Source organism: Pseudomonas tehranensis (assembly GCF_014268615.1).
GTDB classification, from domain to species: Bacteria; Pseudomonadota; Gammaproteobacteria; order Pseudomonadales; family Pseudomonadaceae; genus Aquipseudomonas; species Aquipseudomonas tehranensis.
Window position 1 is genome coordinate 229,509 of the sequence record NZ_JABWQV010000001.1, and the last position, 19,936, is coordinate 249,444.

Consider the following 19,936-nt stretch of genomic DNA (forward strand, 5'->3'; position numbering starts at 1 on the left):
CAATAGGTTTTATCCCGCACCCAGTGCGTGGTTCAACGCACGCGCGTACGACTCTGCTCCGCCAGATCCAGCGCTTTTTGCATGTCCAGTCGCGCCGAACGCCCCACGTCCTTGTCGTTAAGCTGATAGCTGCGCTCCGACGGCAGGATGGGGGCGGTAAGGTCCTCGCCGTCCATCCGCTCGAAGTCGTGATTTTCACCGATGGTCATGGCGCTGCGCCGTAGCAGCATGCGCAGTTGCTCGGGCTGAAGTTGCGGGTTGATGGACAGCATTGCCGCCAGCAGACCCGCAACCATGGGTGTGGCGTAGGACGTGCCGCAATGCACTGCGCCGTTTTCGTCGGCGCGGGTGGTCGAGGCGTGGGCGCAAGCGGCGGCGGTGATGTCCACGCGCATGTCGATATTCGAGGAGCTGCGCTTGACCGCATAGGCCGAGTCATCGACGGCAACCCCGGCGCGCTCGCTGCGCTGGTGCCCGCCGACCACCAGCAGTTGTTCGGTGATGAACGAAGAGGGCAGGCGGTATTCATCGGTGCCCGAGAACGACGACCCATTGCCGGCGGAGTTCACCACCACCACGTCGGGATGCTCCTTGCGCAGCCACAGGAAAAACTCCTCCAGCAGTTCCTCGTAACCGCTCATGGCGATGCCTGAGCGCAACAGCGAGTCGACTTCATCGCCTTTGACGTTTTTCGCGCCAACGCGGTGAATGCCCCAGCTCCAGTTGAGCACCCGCACCCCGTCTTCTACGAGGTTGACCGAGGCGGCGATGTTGGCGGTGATCCCAGCATCGGAGTTGCGCTCGACAATGACTTCGAAGCCCCCACTGGCTTTGTCCAGACCCCGGAGAAAACCGGTGTTGCCACCGTCATCCCAGCGCGCGGCGAGAATGCCGGCGACGGTGGTGCCGTGGTTGTCTGGTGTGTTCGCGTCGCGCGCATAGACGCAGGTGCGCGGTGGCGAGCAGGCGCCGAGGTAGTCGGCGAAATCGGCGGTGTCGAAATCCACGTTACGCTCGATCAGGCCGATGCGCACCGGTTGTGGGCGGGTGGGCGGTTGCCGCGCGGGGATGCGCCGCTGGTAGTAGTTCACCGCGTCGAGAAAACGATTGGCGGCCCACTCATCGGAGTCCAGGGCCGGCTTCTTCGGTTCTTCAGGGCGGGGGGCGGCTTGCTCGGCCTCTTCCGCTGCCGATTCCTCGATCACCACGGCATCGACGCTGGTCTCGCTGCCCATCCGTAGCACCAGCGCGTCGCGCTGCACCAGGTCCTTGGCCGGCAAACGAAGCTGGTACAGGTTCAGGGGAGCAATACTGCCAACGACCTTGGCGCCGTATTTTTGGGCAAGACGCTCAGCTTCCTGGCGCCCATCGTGATTCTCCTCGATCAACAGGCTGACCAGATCGACGTAGGTGCTCAAGCCGTCCATGTTCTTCGCCACTTCGTCCGGCCCGGCGGCCAGTACGTGACTGTTGCGCAGGCTCAGCCAGGCTGCATTGCTGACGCGCTGTCCGTCTTCCAGCCAAAGAGGGCCGCTCTGATAGGCGGCGCTGTCCAGGCGCACGCGCAGGGTTTCGCCTTCGCGCTGGACAATGAGCGCGGGTAGCGTCTTTTCACCCAGTTTCAGTTGTGGTGTTTGGTTGCCCAAGCCGCGCACGGTCAGGCACCAGTCCTGGTGCTGGTTTTGCAGCAGGTCACCGCAGCGGTCCAGGCGTTCCAGGCGCAGCGGTTCTTGTGCGGCGGCCGCCGTGTGGGCGGCCAACGTGAGCAACGTAGCGAGGACAGCGAATCGTAAGGACATGGGTCAGGTTTCTTTGCCGAGGGGCCTGGTGTTCCGACTGTCCTGTGGCTTGTTTCGTTCAGCGGAACAGGGACAGTGACTGACTTGGAGCGTCTGCGCAGTCTTCGAATATTGATGTCTCCTGATTTTTTTATTGGAGGTGGACGCTGCAGACAGAAGGCCACGCAACGTCCGGGCGAATGCTAGTCACCGGGGTGGAGGAATTGAAATATAGGCTATGTACTGAGTTGATATGTTTGGCGTATGGAATAGGGAGAGCATCGTTGGCACTTCTAGCCGGGTGACTCGTCCGTGCTCAAGATGCATTTGTCGCTGAATAGGTCGGATTCATAGTTGTGCCCCCGGGTGATCAAAAATGGATAGCGTCAACTATGCTGCCAGCAACTACCTTGAATAGTTAGCCACTTATGAAGTTCGTCCTGTGCGCCGGTTAATTCTGGCCTCAGGCATCTATCGCAGCATCAGGGGGATCGATGAGTTGTTTACCTAGTCACGGCAGAGTCACCTGCTCGCGTTGCCATGGTGGTATCGCGCCTCAATTCGATGTATCCAAGCGTACGGAAGGAGATTGGCGTATTACAGCCAACCCTCTGTCATGGGGCAGTACTCATCCCGAGGTCGTTGTACTTGGGTTTTCCAAGGGGCCGACCCAGGCTGGAGCGCTCGCTTCCACGCCTCACGACGAAATTGCGTACAAGGGCAGTCGTCTCAACGCGGGCAAGATTCTGGCTCACGTCGGACTCATCCCCTCTGACGAGCCTGATAGGCTCAAGAGAAATGTAGACCGTCTTATCGCGGATAAGTCTGGACGCTTTCATTTCGCATCACTCATTCGTTGCACTGTGGAGCGCTACGACCGCAAGTCCGCTTCTTGGAAAGGCTCGGGGGGCGGCATGCTGGACAAGTTCATTGCGACCCCGTTTGGCGCATCGGTCGCCACTCATTGCACAACCACTTTTCTACGTGACTTACCGGAGGAAACTCGGCTCATTGTCATGTTTGGTCTAGGTACGGACCTGGGCTATGTCGCATCTGCTTACGGCCTGTTTCGCCGCGCCCGTCCTGGGGCCTGGAAAATGATCAATTCAGTTGCCTACACGGACGGAAAAATCACAGTGGTTCATGTTGAACATTTTGCTTCTCAAGGCGCACTGATTCCTAACTGGCTAGGCGAAAAAAACCACCCAAGAAGCAACCTTGGCCTTCTGTCAAAAGCGGCGGTCGAGGTATCGTAGGGGCGACGTCAACACTGACAGCGATTCCCTTGCAGCTGTTATTTTGGCCGAAGTGGCCGGATTCTGGCTGTTTGAAAATAGCTGCGTTCTGGTGAGTCGGGTTCCGCATCAAGAGGCCTCATTCATGGAAAACAGATTAGCTTCCACTGTCGCGGTGGTGACAGGGGCAGCCCAAGGGATCGGAGCCGCGATTGCACGTCTCTTCGTGCAGGAGGGCTGCTTTGTGTACGTCACCGATATAAACGACGAACTCGGTGAAGCTGTCGCAAGCGCGTTAGGTGACCGTGCCTGTTATCTGCGCCTGGATGTGCGGCGCGAGGAAGATTGGCAGCGAGTTGCGTTGCAGGTTCTGAGGGAGCGTGGCAGCTGGAACGTCTTGGTGAACAACGCAGGCATAACCGGATTCGAGCAAGGTGCCGTACCGCATGATCCAGAACACGCCAGCCTGGAAGACTGGCACGCGGTGCATAACACCAATCTCGATGGTGTATTTCTAGGATGCAAGTACGCCATTCGCTCCATGCGCCTTTCGGGAACCGGCTCCATTATCAATATTTCCTCTCGCTCCGGTTTGGTCGGCATCCCAAGTGCCGCGGCATACGCTTCGTCCAAAGCTGCCGTGCGCAATCACACCAAGACAGTCGCGCTTTACTGCGCCGAGCAAGGATTGAAAATTCGATGCAACTCGATTCATCCTGCTGCCACCCTCACACCGATGTGGGAGCCTATGTTGGGTAGTGGTTCAGATCGCGAAGAGCGAATGGCCGCCCTAGTCCGAGATACTCCGCTCAGACGGTTTGGAATGCCCGAAGAAGTGGCTGCTGTAGCCTTGCTACTCGCCTCGAATGAAGCAACGTACATCACCGGCAGTGAATTCAACATTGACGGTGGTCTATTGGCTGGGACGGCCGTGACGCCAACCGTAGTGAAGTAGCTGAGCGTGGCCCGACGCTAATGGAGTGCGCGACGGCTCGTTTTTGACCGCAAGCCGTCTCTCGTAATCAGCGATTTTCGATCGTTCCCACGCTCGGCGTCAGTGTCCGGTAAAAACTGAAATTGTGCTGGGCTACGCCCTGTAGGAGCTGTCGAGCGGAGCGAGGCTGCGATCCTTTGATCTTTCGCTCTGGACGCAATTGGCAGAGGAAAGATCGCAGCCTCGTTGCACTCGACAGCTCCTACACCGCAGCCCAGCGGGAGCAAGCTCCCTCGCCACAATAGTGTTTATCCAGGCAGAAAGGGTTAAACCGGCTTGCTCTGGAGATTACGCGCATACCACGGCCGTTGCGGCACGCGGTGAAACAGTTCGGAGTAAAGCGGAGTAAGGGCAGTAAAGTGGACGGATTTATTTCTCTACTGGCGGCAGACGAGTTAGTGGTGCGACAAGGCGGGGCGGGCACCCAGGATGCGGCGGTAGACGACACTTTCCCGGTGGATGTCGCGCATCGAGGCCGGCACTACTGAAACCCGTTCACTAGCCGCCACCAGGCTGACATTGGTCAGCATCCTTTCCACTTCGAAGGCGACTCGCGGTTCGAAGCCGGCTGCCTCGCAGGCAGTTAAACGTCCGCTTGGGTTGAAAGCCTTCGTTTCTATCGTCGACTCACGTCGTACTTGAGTCTGAAACACGTGCAGTTCGCACAAATAACGCGTGTACCTTCTCCCAAAAATTCCCCCCGAGTACAAAAAAGCTGCCAATCAGCATGACGTCACCCAACAGTTGAGCCTGCCAGAGGTTCGGTCTGAGACCTGGCCAGAAGGCGTCGACGTAAGGCTCGAGAAATGAGCAGATCAATGGCAAGCAGAACATCACGATGCCGATTCGATGACGCACCGGGCCAACTTCGTTCTCCATGGAAGGCACAAGCCCGGACACGTAACCGAGCACGCTGCGCTTCAACTGCTGGAAGCCGGCCTTGCCCATGACGGCGATGACGAGAATCAGCAGGACTTTGTTGCTGATAAACAGGACTCCAGTCAGCGCTGCGATTTTTGAACCAGGCACTTCGAGCGCCGCCGCGACCGGCACCATTAACCAGGAGCCAAGCATCAGACAAATGATGGCTATACCCAGTTTGAATCGCCATTTAGCAGTATGGGGAGCGTTCATGGTTGCCGTACCTTTTTGACTGGACTTATCAAATGTGACGATGCTTGAAGAGCTTAGCAGTCTGCGAGCGATCAGGGCGTCTATGCTCCTGTAGTCTTCCTTGACTGGGAAAAACGCATGCATCTGACGCGATCGGGCCAACTGCTAGTGTTTGGAGTGCTCGGCTTGAGTGGCTGCGTGCGCCTGGGGCCAGACTTTCAGTCACCGAGGGAGGCGTGGCCAGGACATTGGACGACTCCTGCCCTTGAGCAAGTCAGCCAACGCAGCCGCACCCCGGACTTTCGTCAATGGTGGCAAGTTTTCGGCGACCCGGTCCTCAATCGTCTGATTGCTGAGGCGGATGCCAACAATTCAGACCTTAAAGTTGCCGGTCTGCGGGTGATTGAGGCGCGGGCTCAGTTGGGTATTGCCCAGAGCGGGCGTTACCCACAACTGCAGCAAGCCAGCGCCGACAGTCTGTACTTCAACCGTAATCAATCCGGCGGGAGTAATCCGCAAAACAGTCATTTCTGGCAATACAGTGCGGGGTTCGACATGGGTTGGGAGCTGGACTTCTGGGGGCGTTTCAGTCGCGCCATTGAATCATCCGATGCCAGTTACTTCGCCGCCCAGGCCAATCTCGAAGACGGGCTGGTTCTGCTACGCGCCCAACTGGCCAGTACTTACTTTTCGCTGCGTACCACCGAAGCACGTTTGCGTGTGGCTAAGGAAAACGCCAAACAGCAAAAACGTAACTTCGAGATAACCGAGAGGCTATTCAAGAGCGGCCAGAATGCAGAGCTCGACCTGCAACAAGCCAGAACTCAATACCTGGGCACCCTCAGTACCATCCCCAACTTCGAGGATCAGATTCTGCGTACCCGTAACTCGTTGTCCGTATTGATTGGACGGCCGCCCGGCGCGCTACCGCAACTGGTCGAAAATGAAGGATGGATTCCGCTGGTGGACCGTGCAGTGCTGCAGGATGTACCGGCTAATCTGCTGCTGCGCAGGCCCGACGTGCGTGCAGCCGAGCTCAATGTCGCGGCTCAGTCGGCCCTGATCGGTGTGGCCGAAACCGATTTCTATCCGTCGCTGACCTTGCTGGGCAGCATCGTTTGGACGACTGATACGCTCAATGGCACGCCCAGGAGTCTGGACCTGATCGGTGGCCCGAGTCTGCGCTGGAATCTGTTCGACCATGGCCAGATCAGTAACAACGTGCGCGTGCAGGATGCGCGGTTGCAGCAACTGATCGAAGGGTACCGCGAAAAGGTGCGCCAAGCTGCACGCGAGGCAGATGACGCAGCTAATGGACTGATCAAGTCCCTGGAGCGCGAAGCCATCCTGCGTGAGGCCGAAGTCGCCGCCAAGCGCTCGCTGGTGCTGGCCAACGCCCTGTATCGGGAAGGGTATTCGGACTTCCAGCGGGTGCTCGACTCGCAACGCGCGCTGCTAGAGCAACAGGACAATTACCTGGTCAGCCGCAGCAATGCCGTCAGCAATGTGATTGCCCTATACAAAGCGCTGGGCGGCGGTTGGTACAGCGTCCGACCGAAAGTTGATCCGGCCACCCGCCAGCAAATGGAAGAGCGCTCGGACTGGGGCAATTTGCTGGATGAGCCTTCAGCAGCGGAACCCAAAAAGGTCAACAATCATGAGTGAAGTCGCGCAGTCCTCCCCCGATGCCTCTTCCCCCGAGGCGGCAGAACCGCCAGCTGAACCCGCGCCAAAAGGCATCAAGTGGGTACTGATCTTAATCACACTGAGTCTGGCCTGGTACTTGTTGGCTGACCGCTTTACGCCTTATACGCAACAGGCTCGAGTAGGTGCCTTTGTGATTCCGGTGGCTGCGGAAGTGGCTGGCCGAGTCATCCGCGTCAACGTGCGGAACAATCAGGACGTCAAGGCAGGAGACGTGCTGTTCGAAGTGGATCCTCAGCCATATCAGATTGCCGTCGACCGTGCGCGTGCAGATCTTGAGTCCACCCGTCGACAGATCGGTGCCAGCACCGCCGGCATAGCCGCGGCTCAAGCCAATTTGCGAGCGGCCCAGGCGAATGAACTCAAGGCGCAGCAGGATAACCAGCGGCTCGAGGGTTTGTACCGCGAAGACCCAGGCACCATTTCCGTACGCTTGCTCGAAGTATCTCGTGCCAACTACCAACAAGCGGTCAGCCAGGTTGCCGCCGCCCGTGCCGAGGTCCAGCGCGCGCGCGAGCAAGAGGGCGGCAGTGCGGAAAACAACGCTTTGCTGCGCAGCGCCGCCACCGCGTTGTCGAAAGCTGAACTCGATCAGGCTAATACACAGATTCGCGCACGTTCGGCAGGGTTAATAACCGATCTACGCACCGACGCGGGGCAGTTCGCGGCCATCGGCAGCCCAGTCATGACCCTGATCGCCATCCATGATGTATGGATCAGCGCAGACATGACCGAAAACAACCTCGGTCTGGTCAAGCCCCAGACACCGGTTGCGATCGTTCTGGATGCATTGCCAGGCGAAGTGTTCGACGGGCGTGTCCGCAGTGTCGGCTACGGCGTCAGCGTGGGGCCGACGACGGCGCCCGGTACATTGCCAACTGTGCAGAACAGCCGGGATTGGCTTCGTCCGGCACAGCGTTTTCCGGTGATCATCGAATTTTCCGAGGATTCAATGGCCAGGCTGCGTGACACTCGCGCGATACGTGCCGGTGGCCAAGCCGAGGTCATGGCTTTCCCCTCTCAAAGCAACCCGCTGAACCCACTGGGCCGCTTATTTCTGAGACTGATGAGTTGGCTGTCTTATGTCTACTAAGCGGACGCCGAGGACTCAGCGGGCGTTACGCCTGGCTACAGGCACCGCGCTGTGCCTTGCGATCAGCTTCGGCGTGGCCTTGCCGATTCCCTTTATCGCGCCCGTGCTTGCGGTACTTTTGATCGCCACCCTCAATCGTCCGTTGCAACTCAAGGCTGGACTGACACTTGCACTGGCAGCGATGTTGACCACCGGTGTAGGTCTATTGCTTATCCCAATCCTGCGCTACTACCCGTTCAGCGGCATTCTCCTGGTCGGCGTGAGCCTGTTCCTGGTTTTTCGACTGGGTCTGCGTGGTGGCAATAACCTGATCGTCACGTTTCTGGTGATCGGGCTGACCATGATCTCCTCAGCTGGCTTCGTCGATTTTGACTTGGCGATGATGATCATCGGTGCATTAGTTAAAGGCTTGATCCTCGCCGTCATGGTGCTGGCGATAAGTCATTGGCTGTTTCCCGAGTCAGCCCATACGCCGTCACCACCCGCGGCCCCGACCCTGCGAGCGGAAGACGTCGACAGGGTTGCGCTGCGCGCTGCGCTGATTGTATTACCGGCGTTTCTGGTGGCCCTGATTGATCCGGCCGGTTACCTGCCCATTGTCTTGAAAGCGGTCAGCCTGGGTCAGCAGAGTTCCGCAACGACGTCGCGTAATGCCGCACGCGAATTGCTTGGCTCGACCTTGTTGGGAGGCCTGCTGGCGGTGTTGTTCTGGTGTGCACTCAGCCTCTTTGTACACCTATGGATGTTCTTCCTTTGGATGCTGCTGTTCGGTCTCGCGCTGGCGTGCAAGCTATATGGACTAAGCCCCACACGCTTAAGCCCGGGGTTCTGGCTCAACAGCTTGATCACGCTGATTATTCTGCTGGGCCAGTCGGTTCAAGACAGTATTGCAGGCAAGGATGTCTACACAGCGTTTGCCGTACGCATGGGACTGTTCATTCTCGTGACGCTGTATGCCTGCCTGATGGTTCATATTCTGGATCAGCGACAACCAAGACAAGCTCAGGAATTAATCTGATTGGATAAAACGCCTCATGGTCGCTACTTTTCTGAGCCAGCGAATCGCAGTTCCTCAGATGTTGGCCGAGGCCAAGCGGCGATTGGATTCAGAGTCCCGCGATTAGTAAAGCTTCAGCCAGCCTGGCGTTACCTTGCGCAGTTGCCGCAGACTGGTTGCATCGATAGCAGCGTAGAAGCTCGTCCAAGAACCTCTCTTCGTTTCGTAAAGTGGCAACCAGACTCAAGCGTGTCTATTGTTTTTGGCGACAGATTGCTATCGGAGGCATGGACATGAGTCAGAGCATCTCGCCCACAGCTTCAGCTGTGGGGAACACGGGCATGGTAGCCACGACCTTATGGGGTTCGGACAACATCGGCGGTATCACGGTCGATCCGGACGGGGGTATCTGGCTTGGCGCTTACAGTCGCCTGGGGCTGGGAGGCGAAGAGGATTCAGGCTTCACCGGCAGTCTGGTCCGGTTCAATGCCAACGGTAGCCTGGACCGCAACTACAGTGGAGACGGTAAATCCCTCCTGCCTGTGTCGCTCGATATCGAGGACGGCGGTAATGCTGCGGTGCAGCCGGGAGGAGGCTATCTGGTGGCGCAATACGTGAAAGTAGGCGACGCCTGGGTGTCGGGCCTAACGCGTACCTTGGCTGACGGCAGCCTCGATACGAGTTTCGGGAACGGCGGCACCGCGACAGTGCCTTTCTACTGGAACGAATCTCTAGGCCAACAAGCATCGTTTTCCGTGCAACGCGACGGCAGTTTTTTCGCGAGCGCTGCGTATCCCTCTGGGGAGATCTATATCGCCCGCTTCGACGCGACAGGGGCCTTGGTCTCGTCTTTCGCAGAGGCTGGGGTCCTGCACCTACCCGCGTCCGTCGGCATTCAACCCAGCGGCACGATCGACGTTTCGCTGCAGGGGGACGGGAAGGTATTGGTCACGGGGCGAGATACGCTGACCCGCCTCAACCAGGACGGTACCCTGGATAGCAGCTTTGCCAACGGCGGCAGCCTGGCCCTGGATGTTCACGCAGACGCCCTCGTCATCCAGGATGACGGCAAAATCCTGCTGGCGGGCGCCTCGGGCGGCGTGGCGAGCGTCATTCGACTCAACGCCGACGGCTCCCTCGACAGCGATTTCGGTGATCAGGGTCGGGTAAGTTGGGGCTCGCAAAGCGCGCCTTTCGCCGTAGCCGACATGATCGTGCTGGCCGACGGCAAGCTGTTGATCGGCGCAATGCAAGGCACGAGCGCGGACGGCTATCTGGCGGCCTTGGTTCAGTTGAACCCCGACGGTAGCCTGGACCACAGCTTTGGCAATCCCGACGACGGCTATTACCACCTTGACGGTGGCCGCGATGATGACTTCTTGCTGGGTACCGCCTCGTTCGACGATGCGATCGTTGGCGGGGCCGGTAACGATCTGCTCGATGGCCAGCAAGGTCGCGACCTGCTGACGGGCGGTGCCGGGGCCGATACGTTCCGTTACGAGTCAGTCTCAGATAGCTACCGAACCGTAACCACGGCCCATAGCGACCGAATCACCGACTTCGACCCCAACACCGATACGATCGACCTCTCGTCCATGGGCTTGCTCGGCCTGGGCAATGGACATGACGGAACGCTGGCGATACGAGTCAATGAAAGCGGGACGCGGACTTACCTCAAAAGTTTCGATGCCAACGCGGATGGGGAACGCTTCGAATTGGTCTTCGACGGTGACTTGGGCCAAACGCTGAATGAAACCAACCTCCTGTTCCAGCAAGCCAGTTTGATGGGCACCGAAGAGGCTGATCGTTTACAAGGCAACGCTCGAGGCGAAATCATCGAAGGGTTGGCGGGCGATGATCGCCTTTATGGAGCGTTAGGGAATGATGTATTGGTTGGCGGAGAGGGTCGGGACCTATTGGTGGGTGGCGGTAACAACGATGTGTTCCGCTTCGACGCACTGAGCGACAGCTACCGTACCGCCACTGAAAACCACACTGATCGCCTGATTGACTATACCGCGGGTGAAGACACTATCGATTTGTCCGCCTTGGGCTTTACCCGGCTGGGGAATGGTTACAACGGCACGTTGGACGTGGTGGTCAATGAAGCCAAGAACCTGACTTACTTGAAAAGCTACGAAGCCGACGCCAATGGGGCTCGATTCGAGTTGAGCTTGGCAGGGGACCACTCCGGTTACCGTAACCTGGACATCATCTTCGCCGAGCCCTCGGGGGATGAGGTCTTTCAATTGATCGGAGTGGCTGACCTCTGGGTGTAGAACGCAAACCTGGTTATTCCTTGCCTTTGGCAGCTTGCTGAGCGGTCTAGAGTACTATGTCGCTCGCCTGCTGCCACAATGCGCCCCCTTTGCATGTGGTCGTCGACGGAGGCAATTGCCTCTGCGAGAACAAAAGTCCCCGTTGAGGCAGAGCTTCAGTCTTTTCAATTTTGGACGGTCATCGGATTAAGAATTCAGCGCTCCACCTTTCAGTTTCGGTCATCAGCGTTCACTACCGGGAATTTTCTCTCAGCTTCAGGTTGAACACCCTTCGCCTGCCACTTGGGCAAAAGACACAGTTTTCGGTGTCACGTCCCCAATGACCGTGTTTGGACTGACCCACAGTTGAAGCACCCCAGCCTTCGCCTTGGTTTCCGCTCCCTCCCATTTAGTGCACTTGGGAAATTTGCCCAGTGGGGTTTTGAGTGCGATCGATATATTCCTCGCAATAAACTGATCTTGATCGAAAAAATATCGAATTTCCGTGTCTGCGGGAGCCTGTGTCGCATCCGTTGAATACACTGCATGTGTTCTGAACTGCGGTCCAAAGTAGCGAATGAACATTGTTTCAAGTGCTGCCACGGTAGTCTGATTATCCGAGTCGGTCAGCTGAATGAACAGTCCAACATTCAGCAAGGGGCCTATGGAGTCAGGAGTTTTGTCCACAGGCGTCAGCGTTTTCTCAGAACAGGTATCAATCTTGGCAAGCTGTTCAGGGCTGTATAGAAGTAAATTTCTTTTTACGACGTTGCAGGTAGCTCTGTCGTCATCGATAGCGACACCTAAGGTTGCCAGCGCCAAGACTGTATCAGCCAGCTTGATCATCACAGTATCCGACATTGGAGCGTTTCGCTGTTGCCCTGCGACGGTATCGTTTGCAACTTGTGTGATGGTGGCAGCCCCTGTTGCCTTAGAGGTATTTAATAGCGCTTGATAATATGCCTCCTGTCTAGCCTGATTGGCCGCCGCAAACTCTGAATTCCTCTTAGCCTCCACGCATGCAGCTAGTTTTATGCTGTCGGTTATTGACTCACAGCTTTTGGTTTTACCATCGGTTGCAAGTGGCGCGTCTTCGAGCAGCATGTGATACGTTTGAGCTGCTTTTGTTGATATCTCTTTCTGGGTGTCCGCTTGCGCTTTCGCAGTTTCGAGAGCCTTAACGGTAGAGCTATCGGTGGTTGCGCTTGCCGCGCCTGCATTGACTATCACCGTATTCTGAGCTTGGGCAACACCCGTCAACTGTTCAATGGCGAGTACACTGACCATCATTCGTTGGTCTCGGGCTGCCTGAATTATCATTTCGTCTTGATCGATTGATCCGCTCAAATAACGTTCGCAGGTTCGATACATCGACATGGCTAGCAAATTCACTGTCTGCGATCGGCGAATGGATGCGCCACTTTCGCTGAGGGCTTGAGCGAGTTTTACAGAAATGTCTTTGGTATCAGCCCCTAAGCCATAGCCCGCCTGACCTGAGAGGCTAGAACTGATGACTGAAAAAATGTCAGGCATGTATTCCGCACACACGCGCAATCTATTATTTGAATAGGCACTTAAGATGGTTCGTTGCTTAGCGTCGATGGACACATAATCGACGTCGTAGCCTGGACCGCTGGCCAAGCCTCGTTGTCGGTGAATAGAGTTAAGGTTTGCACAACTTACGCATAAGAGAAGTAACCCCAGCATTATGGCAATCGACTTGCTCATCATCTCTCCGAAATCCATCTCTGATCAGATCTGCCGAAGCCACTTTTGGCGATTTTTTGAAATGCTTGGTTCTTCTGTATAGCGCAGCAGGTACCAATTGCCAGAAATTCCCGATTTCTTAGCCATGGTCAGCCACCCTTGGCTACACGTGACTGAGTCAGGCGGATGTTCCAGTCGCCTCCATGCGTTCGTCGACACTCCTCCTCCGAGTCCAAATGGACATTATGGTCTGAAGGAATCAGGTCGATGTTGGCCTCATTAAATGCGATGGTCATCAACTCAAAGATGCGTACTTTGGCGTCGATCTGGGCAAGCTGTCTGTCGGCCAGGGTTTCGAATACCCAGATTACCTTCAAGGTTTCAGCCCACGCGTTCAGGTCGGCGGTGTGGGTGAGCCAGGTAAAGCCTTTGATCTCACCTTTTGCGGTTTCGCAGGCTTCGGTGAGTTCCGTTATCAACCGCCGTTCGATTCGCGCCAGTTCACGTTTCCCTAGAGGCATTGCGGGTTCCTTTCGAGGCGATGGTGGGGGAGGCGCTGAGTCAGGCCGATCGAAACTCGACCGTCAGATGGCTGACTTCGTGAACCGGCTTGAGGCGTTCACGAATGCTGTCGGCGCTCGCAGTGGCGTTACCAACGACGCTGACGATGGCCGCATGGGCTTGTGGTCCAACCCGCCAGACGTGCAAGTCTGTGAGGGTGGCATCCCCCGGCGTTTCAACCCGTTCGCGGATTTCCTCGGCGATGGGCACATCTGTCTGATCCAACAGTACACCGGCGGTGACCCTCATCAACGTCCATGCCCAACGCGCAATAACGATGGCGCCGACAATGCCCATGACCGGGTCCAGCCACACCCAACCGAGATAGCGGCCGGCGAGCAGTGCCACAATGGCCAGAACCGAAGTCAGCGCGTCCGCGATGACGTGGGCGTAGGCGGACTTCAGGTTGTTGTCGTTCCCGTGGTGGGCATGGCCATGATCCTCATGATCGTGCCCATGAGGGTGTCCGTGACCCAGCAGCAGGGCGCTGACAATGTTGACGATCAAACCGGCAATAGCGATGAGCGTAGCCGTGCCGAACTGAACGTCCGTTGGCTGCAAGAGGCGCATGACAGACTCAACGCCAATTCCCAGGGAAACCATACCGAGAATCAGTGCCGATGCGAACCCGCCCAAGTCTCCAACCTTGCCGGTACCGAAACTGTAGCGCTGGCTGCAAGCGTGGCGTTTTGCGTATCCATACGCGAACGCCGCGATGCCCAATGCGCCGGCATGGGTTGCCATGTGAAAACCATCTGCCAGTAACGCCATTGAGCCGGTGATATAGCCGGCGGTGATCTCGCCAACCATCATCACCATGGTCAGTGCCACTACCCAAAGCGTGCGCTTGGCGTTTTCGTCGTGCCCTGAGCCAAGGAACACGTGGTCATGTGTGTGGTTGATGTGAGTGCTGTTCATGAGCCTGTACCTGGATGGGTTCACTTGGAGTAACGACGAATGGCTTCAAGCAGTTCTTCGACGGCCTTTACCTTTGGCAACGAAAGCCTTCAGCTGCCGCCGAGACAATCCGAGGGCAACCCTCCCTGAAGCATAGGTACTCCACCCGCCACCGGCAGCCCCGACTCGCTAATAACCAATAGTGAATTAAGCTATGAGGGCTGACCGCCTCCCGGCTCAAGTCGCTTTCAGGACACGTTAAGTCGTCTGTGTGCAACCGCCGCCCCCCGGGAGTGGCAAGCTGTAACGATGCCCCGGACCTGGTGCGCCTAGACACTTGGCCGGAGAGCGAGAATGGTGACTGGATCAACCACGCGTCCGTGACGTGGCCCGGCACCGCAGCCAAGACTCCGGACGGCTGCCGCATTGCGGCGGTGTCGTTCGAGATGCCGAGGTACGTTTATGCCTGATGAGACGCTTCACCTGCCTCTGATTCATAGCGTGTTGCAGCGCGAAAAGGACACCCCCGGTGCCTTGCTGCCGATTCTCCACGCGATCCAGGAAGGTTGCGGGTACGTCCCCGACGCCGCCGTCCCGGAAATTGCCCATGCCCTGAACCTCAGCCAGGCTGAAGTGCGCGGGGTCATCAGCTTCTACCACGATTTCCGTACCTCGCCGCCAGCGCGCCACACGCTACGTCTGTGCCGGGCCGAGTCCTGCCAGAGTATGGGGGCCGAAGGCCTGGCTGCACAATTGCGTGAGCAACTGGCGCTGGATGACCACGGCACCAGTGCCGATGGCAGCATCAGCCTGCGTCCGGTCTATTGCCTGGGCGCCTGCGTCTGTTCACCTGCGCTGGAACTGGACGGTGAGCTGCATGCACGGTTAACCCCCGAGCGCTTGCGCGAGCTGGTCAAGGGTTGTCTGGAGGAGGGCGCATGCTGAAGCTCTGCATCCCCCGTGATTCAGTGGCCCGTGCCGTGGGCGCGGACAAGGTCGCAGCGGCGCTGGCGAGTGAAGCTGAGCGTCGACAACTACCATTTGAGCTGCGCCGCACCAGTTCACGCGGCCTTTATTGGCTGGAGCCGATGCTGGAGCTTGATACCGACCAAGGCCGGCTCGGTTTTGGCCCTGTGACGCCGCAAGACGTGCCCAGCCTGCTGGATGCGCTGGCAGGCGATCCTGGCAGCCATCCATTGGCCTTGGGCCTGGTTGAGCAGATCCCCTATCTCAAAAGCCAGCAGCGTCTGCTGTTTGCGCGCGCCGGCATCACCCAACCGCTGTCCCTGGACGATTACCGTGCCCAGGGCGGTTTCCTTGGGCTGGCCCGGGCGATTCGGATGGACGGCGCAGAGGTGGTCGCCAGCGTGCTCGATTCCGGCTTGCGTGGTCGCGGTGGCGCGGCGTTTCCGGCGGGCATCAAGTGGCGCACTGTGCGCGACGCGGTAGGGGCGCAGAAGTACGTGGTGTGTAACGCCGATGAGGGCGACTCCGGTACTTTTGCCGACCGCATGCTGATGGAAGGCGATCCGTTCCTTTTGATCGAAGGCATGATCATCGCCGGGATCGCCGTCGGCGCGACCATGGGCTACATCTACGTACGTTCGGAGTATCCGGACGCTATCAGCACCCTGAACGATGCGCTGCGCATCGCCCGTGACGCCGGGTATCTGGGCACGAACGTGAGCGGCAGCGGCCGTGAGTTCGACATTGACGTTCGGGTGGGGGCCGGCGCCTACATTTGCGGCGAGGAAACGGCACTGCTCGAATCCCTCGAGGGCAAGCGCGGCACGGTCCGTGCCAAACCACCGCTGCCCGCCATCCAAGGCCTGTTCGGGCTGCCGACGCTGGTCCACAACGTGGTGACCCTGGCCTCGGTGCCCGTAATCCTGGAGAAGGGCGCGCAGTTTTATCGCGACTTCGGCATGGGCCGGTCCTTGGGCACGATGCCGTTTCAACTGGCCGGCAATGTGCGCCAGGGCGGCCTGGTGGAGCGCGCCTTCGGCCTGAGCCTGCGTGAACTGGTGGAAGGTTATGGTGGCGGTACTGCCAGTGGTCGACCGCTGAAGGCCGCGCAAGTGGGCGGGCCGCTGGGTGCCTGGGTGCCGCCTTCACAGTTTGATACGCCGTTGGACTACGAAGCATTCGCCGCCATGGGCGCCATGCTCGGCCACGGTGGCGTGGTGGTTGCCGATGACACGCTGGACATGGCCCACATGGCCCGTTTTGCCTTGCAGTTCTGCGCCGAGGAATCCTGCGGCAAGTGCACGCCGTGCCGGATTGGTTCCACCCGTGGCGTGGAAGTGGTGGACCGCTTGATCGCCAGCACCGATGCGGCTACACGCCAGGAGCAGGCACTGCTGTTGCACGATCTGTGCGACACCATGCAGTACGGCTCGCTCTGCGCCCTGGGGGGAATGACGTCCTTTCCCGTCGGCAGCGCCCTCAAGCATTTTCCCGCCGACTTCGGTCTGGCGACCACGGAGGCCGACCAATGATCACTATTTTCGACCCCAGCAGCGATATCGACCTCGGCACCCCGGCGCGTGAAAGCGACGTGCAGGTCAGCCTGACCATTGACGGACGCGAAATCAGCGTCGCCTCCGGCACCTCGGTCATGCGCGCGGCGGCCATGCTTGGCACGACCATCCCGAAACTCTGCGCCACTGACAGCCTGGAAGCCTTCGGCTCCTGCCGCATGTGCCTGGTGGAGATCGACGGCATGCGCGGCTATCCGGCGTCCTGCACCACGCCGGTCACCGAGGGCATGGTGGTACGTACCCAGACCTCCAAACTGGCCGACCTGCGACGCAACGTGATGGAAATGTACATTTCCGATCACCCGCTGGACTGCCTGACGTGTGCAGCCAACGGCAATTGCGAGTTGCAGACGGTGGCGGGGCAGGTCGGCCTGCGCGAGGTGCGCTACGGCTACGAAGGCGCCAATCACCTGGCCGAAGCCAAGGACGTCTCCAACCCTTATTTCGAATACGACCCGAGCAAGTGCATCGTCTGCAACCGCTGTGTGCGCGCCTGTGAGGAAATCCAGGGCACCTTTGCCCTGACGATCACCGGACGCGGCTTTGATTCCCGCGTGGCGGCAGCCGGCGGTGACAACTTCCTCGACTCCGAATGCGTCTCCTGCGGCGCCTGTGTTCAGGCCTGCCCGACGGCGACCCTGATCGACAAGAGCGTTGTGGAGATCGGCCAGCCGGAGCGCAGCGTCATCACCACCTGCGCCTATTGCGGGGTGGGTTGCTCCTTCCGCGCTGAAATGAAGGGCGAGCAACTGGTGCGCATGGTCCCGGACAAGAACGGCCAGGCCAACCATGGCCACTCCTGCGTCAAGGGCCGCTTCGCCTGGGGTTACGCGACTCACCCGGACCGCATCACCAAGCCGATGATCCGCAAGCACATCAGCGACCCGTGGCAAGAGGTCAGTTGGGAAGAGGCGGTCACCTACGCGGCCAGCGAATTGCGCCGCATCCAGCTCAAGTACGGGCGCGACTCCATCGGTGGCATCACCTCCAGCCGCTGCACCAACGAAGAAACCTACCTGGTGCAGAAACTGGTGCGCACCGCGTTCGGCAACAACAACGTCGACACCTGCGCCAGGGTCTGCCATTCGCCCACCGGTTATGGCCTCAAGCAGACCTTGGGCGAATCCGCCGGCACCCAGAATTTCGACTCGGTGATGAAGGCCGACGTGATCCTGGTGATGGGCGCTAACCCCACTGACGCTCACCCGGTCTTCGGTTCCCAGCTCAAACGTCGTCTGCGCCAGGGCGCGCGGCTGATCGTCATCGATCCGCGTCGTATCGACCTGGTGGATTCACCCCATGCCCGTGCCGACCTGCACTTGCAATTGCGTCCGGGCACCAACGTGGCGATGCTCAATGCGCTGGCCCATGTGATTGTCACAGAAGGCCTGGTTGATCAGGGGTTTGTCGAACAACGCTGTGAGCCTGCGGACTTCAACCGCTGGCGCGATTTCGTCAGCCTGCCGGAGAACTCCCCCGAAGTTCTGGGCCCTGTTTGTGGCGTGCCCGCCGACCAGATCCGCGCCGCCGCGCGGCTTTACGCCAGCGTTGACAACGCGGCGATCTACTACGGACTCGGCGTCACCGAACACAGTCAGGGCAGCACCTCGGTGATGGGCATCGCCAACCTGGCCATGGTCACCGGCAACATCGGTCGCGAGGGTGTCGGGGTGAACCCGCTGCGTGGGCAGAACAACGTCCAGGGTTCCTGCGACATGGGCTCTTTCCCCCACGAGCTGCCCGGCTATCGGCACATTTCCAACGAGACGGTGCGCGCCCAGTTCGAACAGGCCTGGAACGTGACGCTGCAACCCGATCCGGGGTTGCGCATCCCCAACATGTTCGAAGCGGCTCTGGATGGGACCTTCAAGGCGCTTTACTGCCAGGGCGAGGATATCGCCCAGAGCGACCCGAACACCCAGCACGTCACTGCGGCGCTGTCAGCCATGGAATGCGTGGTGGTGCAGGATATCTTCCTCAACGAGACGGCCAAGTTTGCCCACGTGTTCCTGCCGGGCAGCTCGTTCCTTGAGAAGGACGGCACCTTCACCAACGCTGAACGCCGCATCTCTCGGGTGCGCAAGGTGATGGAACCGCTGGCCGGCAAGGCCGACTGGGAAGCCACCGTGGCCCTGGCCGATGCCTTGGGCTACAAGATGCATTACAGCCATCCCTCGCAGATCATGGACGAAATCGCTCGCCTGACACCGACTTTCAGTCGCGTCAGCTACGCCGAACTGGAGCGTCACGGTAGCCTGCAATGGCCGTGCAACGATGCCGCGCCCGACGGCACGCCGACCATGCACATCGATCAGTTCGTGCGGGGCAAGGGGCGCTTCATGCTCACCGGCTATGTACCCACCGAGGAGAAGGTCAACAGCCGCTATCCGTTGCTGCTGACCACCGGACGCATCCTCAGTCAGTACAACGTCGGCGCCCAGACCCGACGCACCGACAACGTGGCCTGGCATGAGGAGGACCGCCTGGAGATCCACCCGACCGACGCCGAGAACCGCGGCATCGCCGAGGACGACTGGGTCGGCATCGGCAGCCGTGCCGGGCAGACGGTGCTGCGTGCGAAAGTCACCGAGCGGGTGGCGCCGGGCGTGGTCTACACCACCTTCCACTTCCCTGAATCGGGTGCCAACGTCATCACCACCGACAACTCCGACTGGGCCACCAACTGCCCGGAATACAAAGTGACGGCGGTCGAGATCGTGCGGGTCAGCCAGCCTTCCGAATGGCAGAAGCGCTACCAGGCCTTCAGTGATGAACAGGGACGTCTGCTCAAAGAGCGTCGCCATGCCGAGAAAGCCGAGGTGCGCCGATGAGTTCCGAAAGCCTGATCAAGATGGCCAACCAGATCGCGCAGTACTTCGCCAGTGAGCCGGATCACGCGCTGGCAGTGAATGGGGTGCGTCAACACATGAAGAGCTTCTGGACCCCGGCCATGCGTCGCCAGTTGAGTGCCTGGCAAACCGAGCATCCGGGTGCGGTCCTGCATCCTCTGGTGGTGGCGGCATTGACGGAAACGGAAGGGGTTGCTTAACGATTGCTGC

General features: G+C 59.0%; 16 protein-coding genes. 10 read left to right on the forward strand and 6 right to left on the reverse strand.

The window, feature by feature from the left end:
- Positions 1 to 32: 32 nt before the first annotated feature.
- Positions 33 to 1,799, reverse strand: coding sequence for a S8/S53 family peptidase (locus HU811_RS01030; RefSeq protein ID WP_186653336.1), 1,767 nt, complete (start codon positions 1,797 to 1,799; stop codon positions 33 to 35).
- 473 nt (positions 1,800 to 2,272) lie between these two features.
- On the opposite strand from HU811_RS01030, the gene HU811_RS01035 reads away from it, so the two are divergent.
- Entirely contained in the window at positions 2,273 to 3,034 is a 762-nt protein-coding gene (locus tag HU811_RS01035; RefSeq protein ID WP_202883602.1) for a hypothetical protein, read from the forward strand.
- Positions 3,035 to 3,158: 124 nt separating this feature from the next.
- Positions 3,159 to 3,968 carry an SDR family oxidoreductase gene (locus HU811_RS01040; protein WP_186653339.1) on the forward strand — a complete coding sequence of 270 codons (810 nt, stop codon included), beginning with the start codon at positions 3,159 to 3,161 and terminating at the stop codon, positions 3,966 to 3,968.
- A gap of 434 nt (positions 3,969 to 4,402) precedes the next feature.
- Here the strand turns inward: HU811_RS01040 and HU811_RS01045 are convergent, their stop codons facing one another.
- Together HU811_RS01045 and HU811_RS01050 are read right to left on the reverse strand one after the other, a co-directional pair.
- A complete protein-coding gene (locus HU811_RS01045; protein ID WP_437179479.1) occupies positions 4,403 to 4,537 on the reverse strand; it encodes a hypothetical protein in 135 nt (44 codons plus the stop codon).
- A gap of 97 nt (positions 4,538 to 4,634) precedes the next feature.
- Positions 4,635 to 5,141, reverse strand: coding sequence for a transporter suffix domain-containing protein (locus HU811_RS01050; protein WP_186653341.1), 507 nt, complete (start codon positions 5,139 to 5,141; stop codon positions 4,635 to 4,637).
- A 117-nt stretch (positions 5,142 to 5,258) separates the two neighbouring features.
- On the opposite strand from HU811_RS01050, the gene HU811_RS01055 reads away from it, so the two are divergent.
- From HU811_RS01055 to HU811_RS01070, 4 genes are all read left to right on the forward strand, one after another.
- The gene (locus tag HU811_RS01055; protein ID WP_186653343.1) at positions 5,259 to 6,785 is read left to right on the forward strand and encodes a TolC family protein; all 1,527 of its coding nucleotides are present in this window, start codon (positions 5,259 to 5,261) and stop codon (positions 6,783 to 6,785) included.
- Positions 6,778 to 7,917 carry an HlyD family secretion protein gene (locus HU811_RS01060; RefSeq protein WP_186653345.1) on the forward strand — a complete coding sequence of 380 codons (1,140 nt, stop codon included), beginning with the start codon at positions 6,778 to 6,780 and terminating at the stop codon, positions 7,915 to 7,917. Before HU811_RS01055 ends, HU811_RS01060 begins: the two co-directional genes overlap by 8 nt.
- Positions 7,907 to 8,935 carry a DUF2955 domain-containing protein gene (locus HU811_RS01065; RefSeq protein ID WP_092396785.1) on the forward strand — a complete coding sequence of 343 codons (1,029 nt, stop codon included), beginning with the start codon at positions 7,907 to 7,909 and terminating at the stop codon, positions 8,933 to 8,935. The genes HU811_RS01060 and HU811_RS01065 overlap by 11 nt, the downstream gene beginning before the upstream one ends.
- A gap of 320 nt (positions 8,936 to 9,255) precedes the next feature.
- Complete coding sequence (locus tag HU811_RS01070; protein WP_225248354.1) at positions 9,256 to 11,193, forward strand: M10 family metallopeptidase C-terminal domain-containing protein; 1,938 nt, start codon at positions 9,256 to 9,258, stop codon at positions 11,191 to 11,193.
- Positions 11,194 to 11,448: 255 nt separating this feature from the next.
- Here HU811_RS01070 and HU811_RS01075 read toward each other — a convergent pair whose 3' ends face one another.
- The 3 genes from HU811_RS01075 to dmeF form a co-directional block, all read right to left on the reverse strand.
- Positions 11,449 to 12,900: a hypothetical protein gene (locus HU811_RS01075; protein ID WP_186653348.1), complete on the reverse strand. Its 1,452-nt coding sequence runs from the start codon at positions 12,898 to 12,900 to the stop codon at positions 11,449 to 11,451.
- Positions 12,901 to 13,028: 128 nt separating this feature from the next.
- Positions 13,029 to 13,400, reverse strand: coding sequence for a hypothetical protein (locus HU811_RS01080; RefSeq protein ID WP_186653350.1), 372 nt, complete (start codon positions 13,398 to 13,400; stop codon positions 13,029 to 13,031).
- A 40-nt stretch (positions 13,401 to 13,440) separates the two neighbouring features.
- Entirely contained in the window at positions 13,441 to 14,358 is a 918-nt protein-coding gene (gene dmeF / locus HU811_RS01085) for a CDF family Co(II)/Ni(II) efflux transporter DmeF (protein WP_186653352.1), read from the reverse strand.
- A 441-nt stretch (positions 14,359 to 14,799) separates the two neighbouring features.
- Here dmeF and HU811_RS01090 point away from each other — a divergent pair, with 441 nt between their 5' ends.
- The 4 genes from HU811_RS01090 to HU811_RS01105 are packed head-to-tail and all read left to right on the forward strand — an operon-like array spanning position 14,800 to position 19,926.
- Positions 14,800 to 15,282 (forward strand): formate dehydrogenase subunit gamma, encoded by a 483-nt coding sequence (locus tag HU811_RS01090; RefSeq protein ID WP_047225711.1) that lies wholly within the window; start codon positions 14,800 to 14,802, stop codon positions 15,280 to 15,282.
- Positions 15,276 to 16,835, forward strand: coding sequence for a formate dehydrogenase beta subunit (locus tag HU811_RS01095; protein WP_092454489.1), 1,560 nt, complete (start codon positions 15,276 to 15,278; stop codon positions 16,833 to 16,835). Before HU811_RS01090 ends, HU811_RS01095 begins: the two co-directional genes overlap by 7 nt.
- Positions 16,832 to 19,708, forward strand: a complete 2,877-nt coding sequence (gene fdhF / locus HU811_RS01100; protein ID WP_186653354.1) for a formate dehydrogenase subunit alpha — start codon at positions 16,832 to 16,834, stop codon at positions 19,706 to 19,708. The genes HU811_RS01095 and fdhF overlap by 4 nt, the downstream gene beginning before the upstream one ends.
- A complete protein-coding gene (locus HU811_RS01105; RefSeq protein ID WP_186653356.1) occupies positions 19,705 to 19,926 on the forward strand; it encodes a formate dehydrogenase subunit delta in 222 nt (73 codons plus the stop codon). The genes fdhF and HU811_RS01105 overlap by 4 nt, the downstream gene beginning before the upstream one ends.
- The last annotated feature ends 10 nt before the right edge of the window (positions 19,927 to 19,936 follow it).

What these genes read in the sequence shown, in the direction of transcription:
- HU811_RS01030 (WP_186653336.1), bottom strand. Translation starts at nt 1,799, where the DNA reads ATGTCCTTACGATTCGCTGTCCTCGCTACGTTGCTCACGTTGGCCGCC.
- HU811_RS01035 (WP_202883602.1), top strand. Translation starts at nt 2,273, where the DNA reads ATGAGTTGTTTACCTAGTCACGGCAGAGTCACCTGCTCGCGTTGCCAT.
- HU811_RS01040 (WP_186653339.1), top strand. Translation starts at nt 3,159, where the DNA reads ATGGAAAACAGATTAGCTTCCACTGTCGCGGTGGTGACAGGGGCAGCC.
- HU811_RS01045 (WP_437179479.1), bottom strand. Translation starts at nt 4,537, where the DNA reads ATGCTGACCAATGTCAGCCTGGTGGCGGCTAGTGAACGGGTTTCAGTA.
- HU811_RS01050 (WP_186653341.1), bottom strand. Translation starts at nt 5,141, where the DNA reads ATGAACGCTCCCCATACTGCTAAATGGCGATTCAAACTGGGTATAGCC.
- HU811_RS01055 (WP_186653343.1), top strand. Translation starts at nt 5,259, where the DNA reads ATGCATCTGACGCGATCGGGCCAACTGCTAGTGTTTGGAGTGCTCGGC.
- HU811_RS01060 (WP_186653345.1), top strand. Translation starts at nt 6,778, where the DNA reads ATGAGTGAAGTCGCGCAGTCCTCCCCCGATGCCTCTTCCCCCGAGGCG.
- HU811_RS01065 (WP_092396785.1), top strand. Translation starts at nt 7,907, where the DNA reads ATGTCTACTAAGCGGACGCCGAGGACTCAGCGGGCGTTACGCCTGGCT.
- HU811_RS01070 (WP_225248354.1), top strand. Translation starts at nt 9,256, where the DNA reads ATGGTAGCCACGACCTTATGGGGTTCGGACAACATCGGCGGTATCACG.
- HU811_RS01075 (WP_186653348.1), bottom strand. Translation starts at nt 12,900, where the DNA reads ATGAGCAAGTCGATTGCCATAATGCTGGGGTTACTTCTCTTATGCGTA.
- HU811_RS01080 (WP_186653350.1), bottom strand. Translation starts at nt 13,400, where the DNA reads ATGCCTCTAGGGAAACGTGAACTGGCGCGAATCGAACGGCGGTTGATA.
- dmeF (WP_186653352.1), bottom strand. Translation starts at nt 14,358, where the DNA reads ATGAACAGCACTCACATCAACCACACACATGACCACGTGTTCCTTGGC.
- HU811_RS01090 (WP_047225711.1), top strand. Translation starts at nt 14,800, where the DNA reads ATGCCTGATGAGACGCTTCACCTGCCTCTGATTCATAGCGTGTTGCAG.
- HU811_RS01095 (WP_092454489.1), top strand. Translation starts at nt 15,276, where the DNA reads ATGCTGAAGCTCTGCATCCCCCGTGATTCAGTGGCCCGTGCCGTGGGC.
- fdhF (WP_186653354.1), top strand. Translation starts at nt 16,832, where the DNA reads ATGATCACTATTTTCGACCCCAGCAGCGATATCGACCTCGGCACCCCG.
- HU811_RS01105 (WP_186653356.1), top strand. Translation starts at nt 19,705, where the DNA reads ATGAGTTCCGAAAGCCTGATCAAGATGGCCAACCAGATCGCGCAGTAC.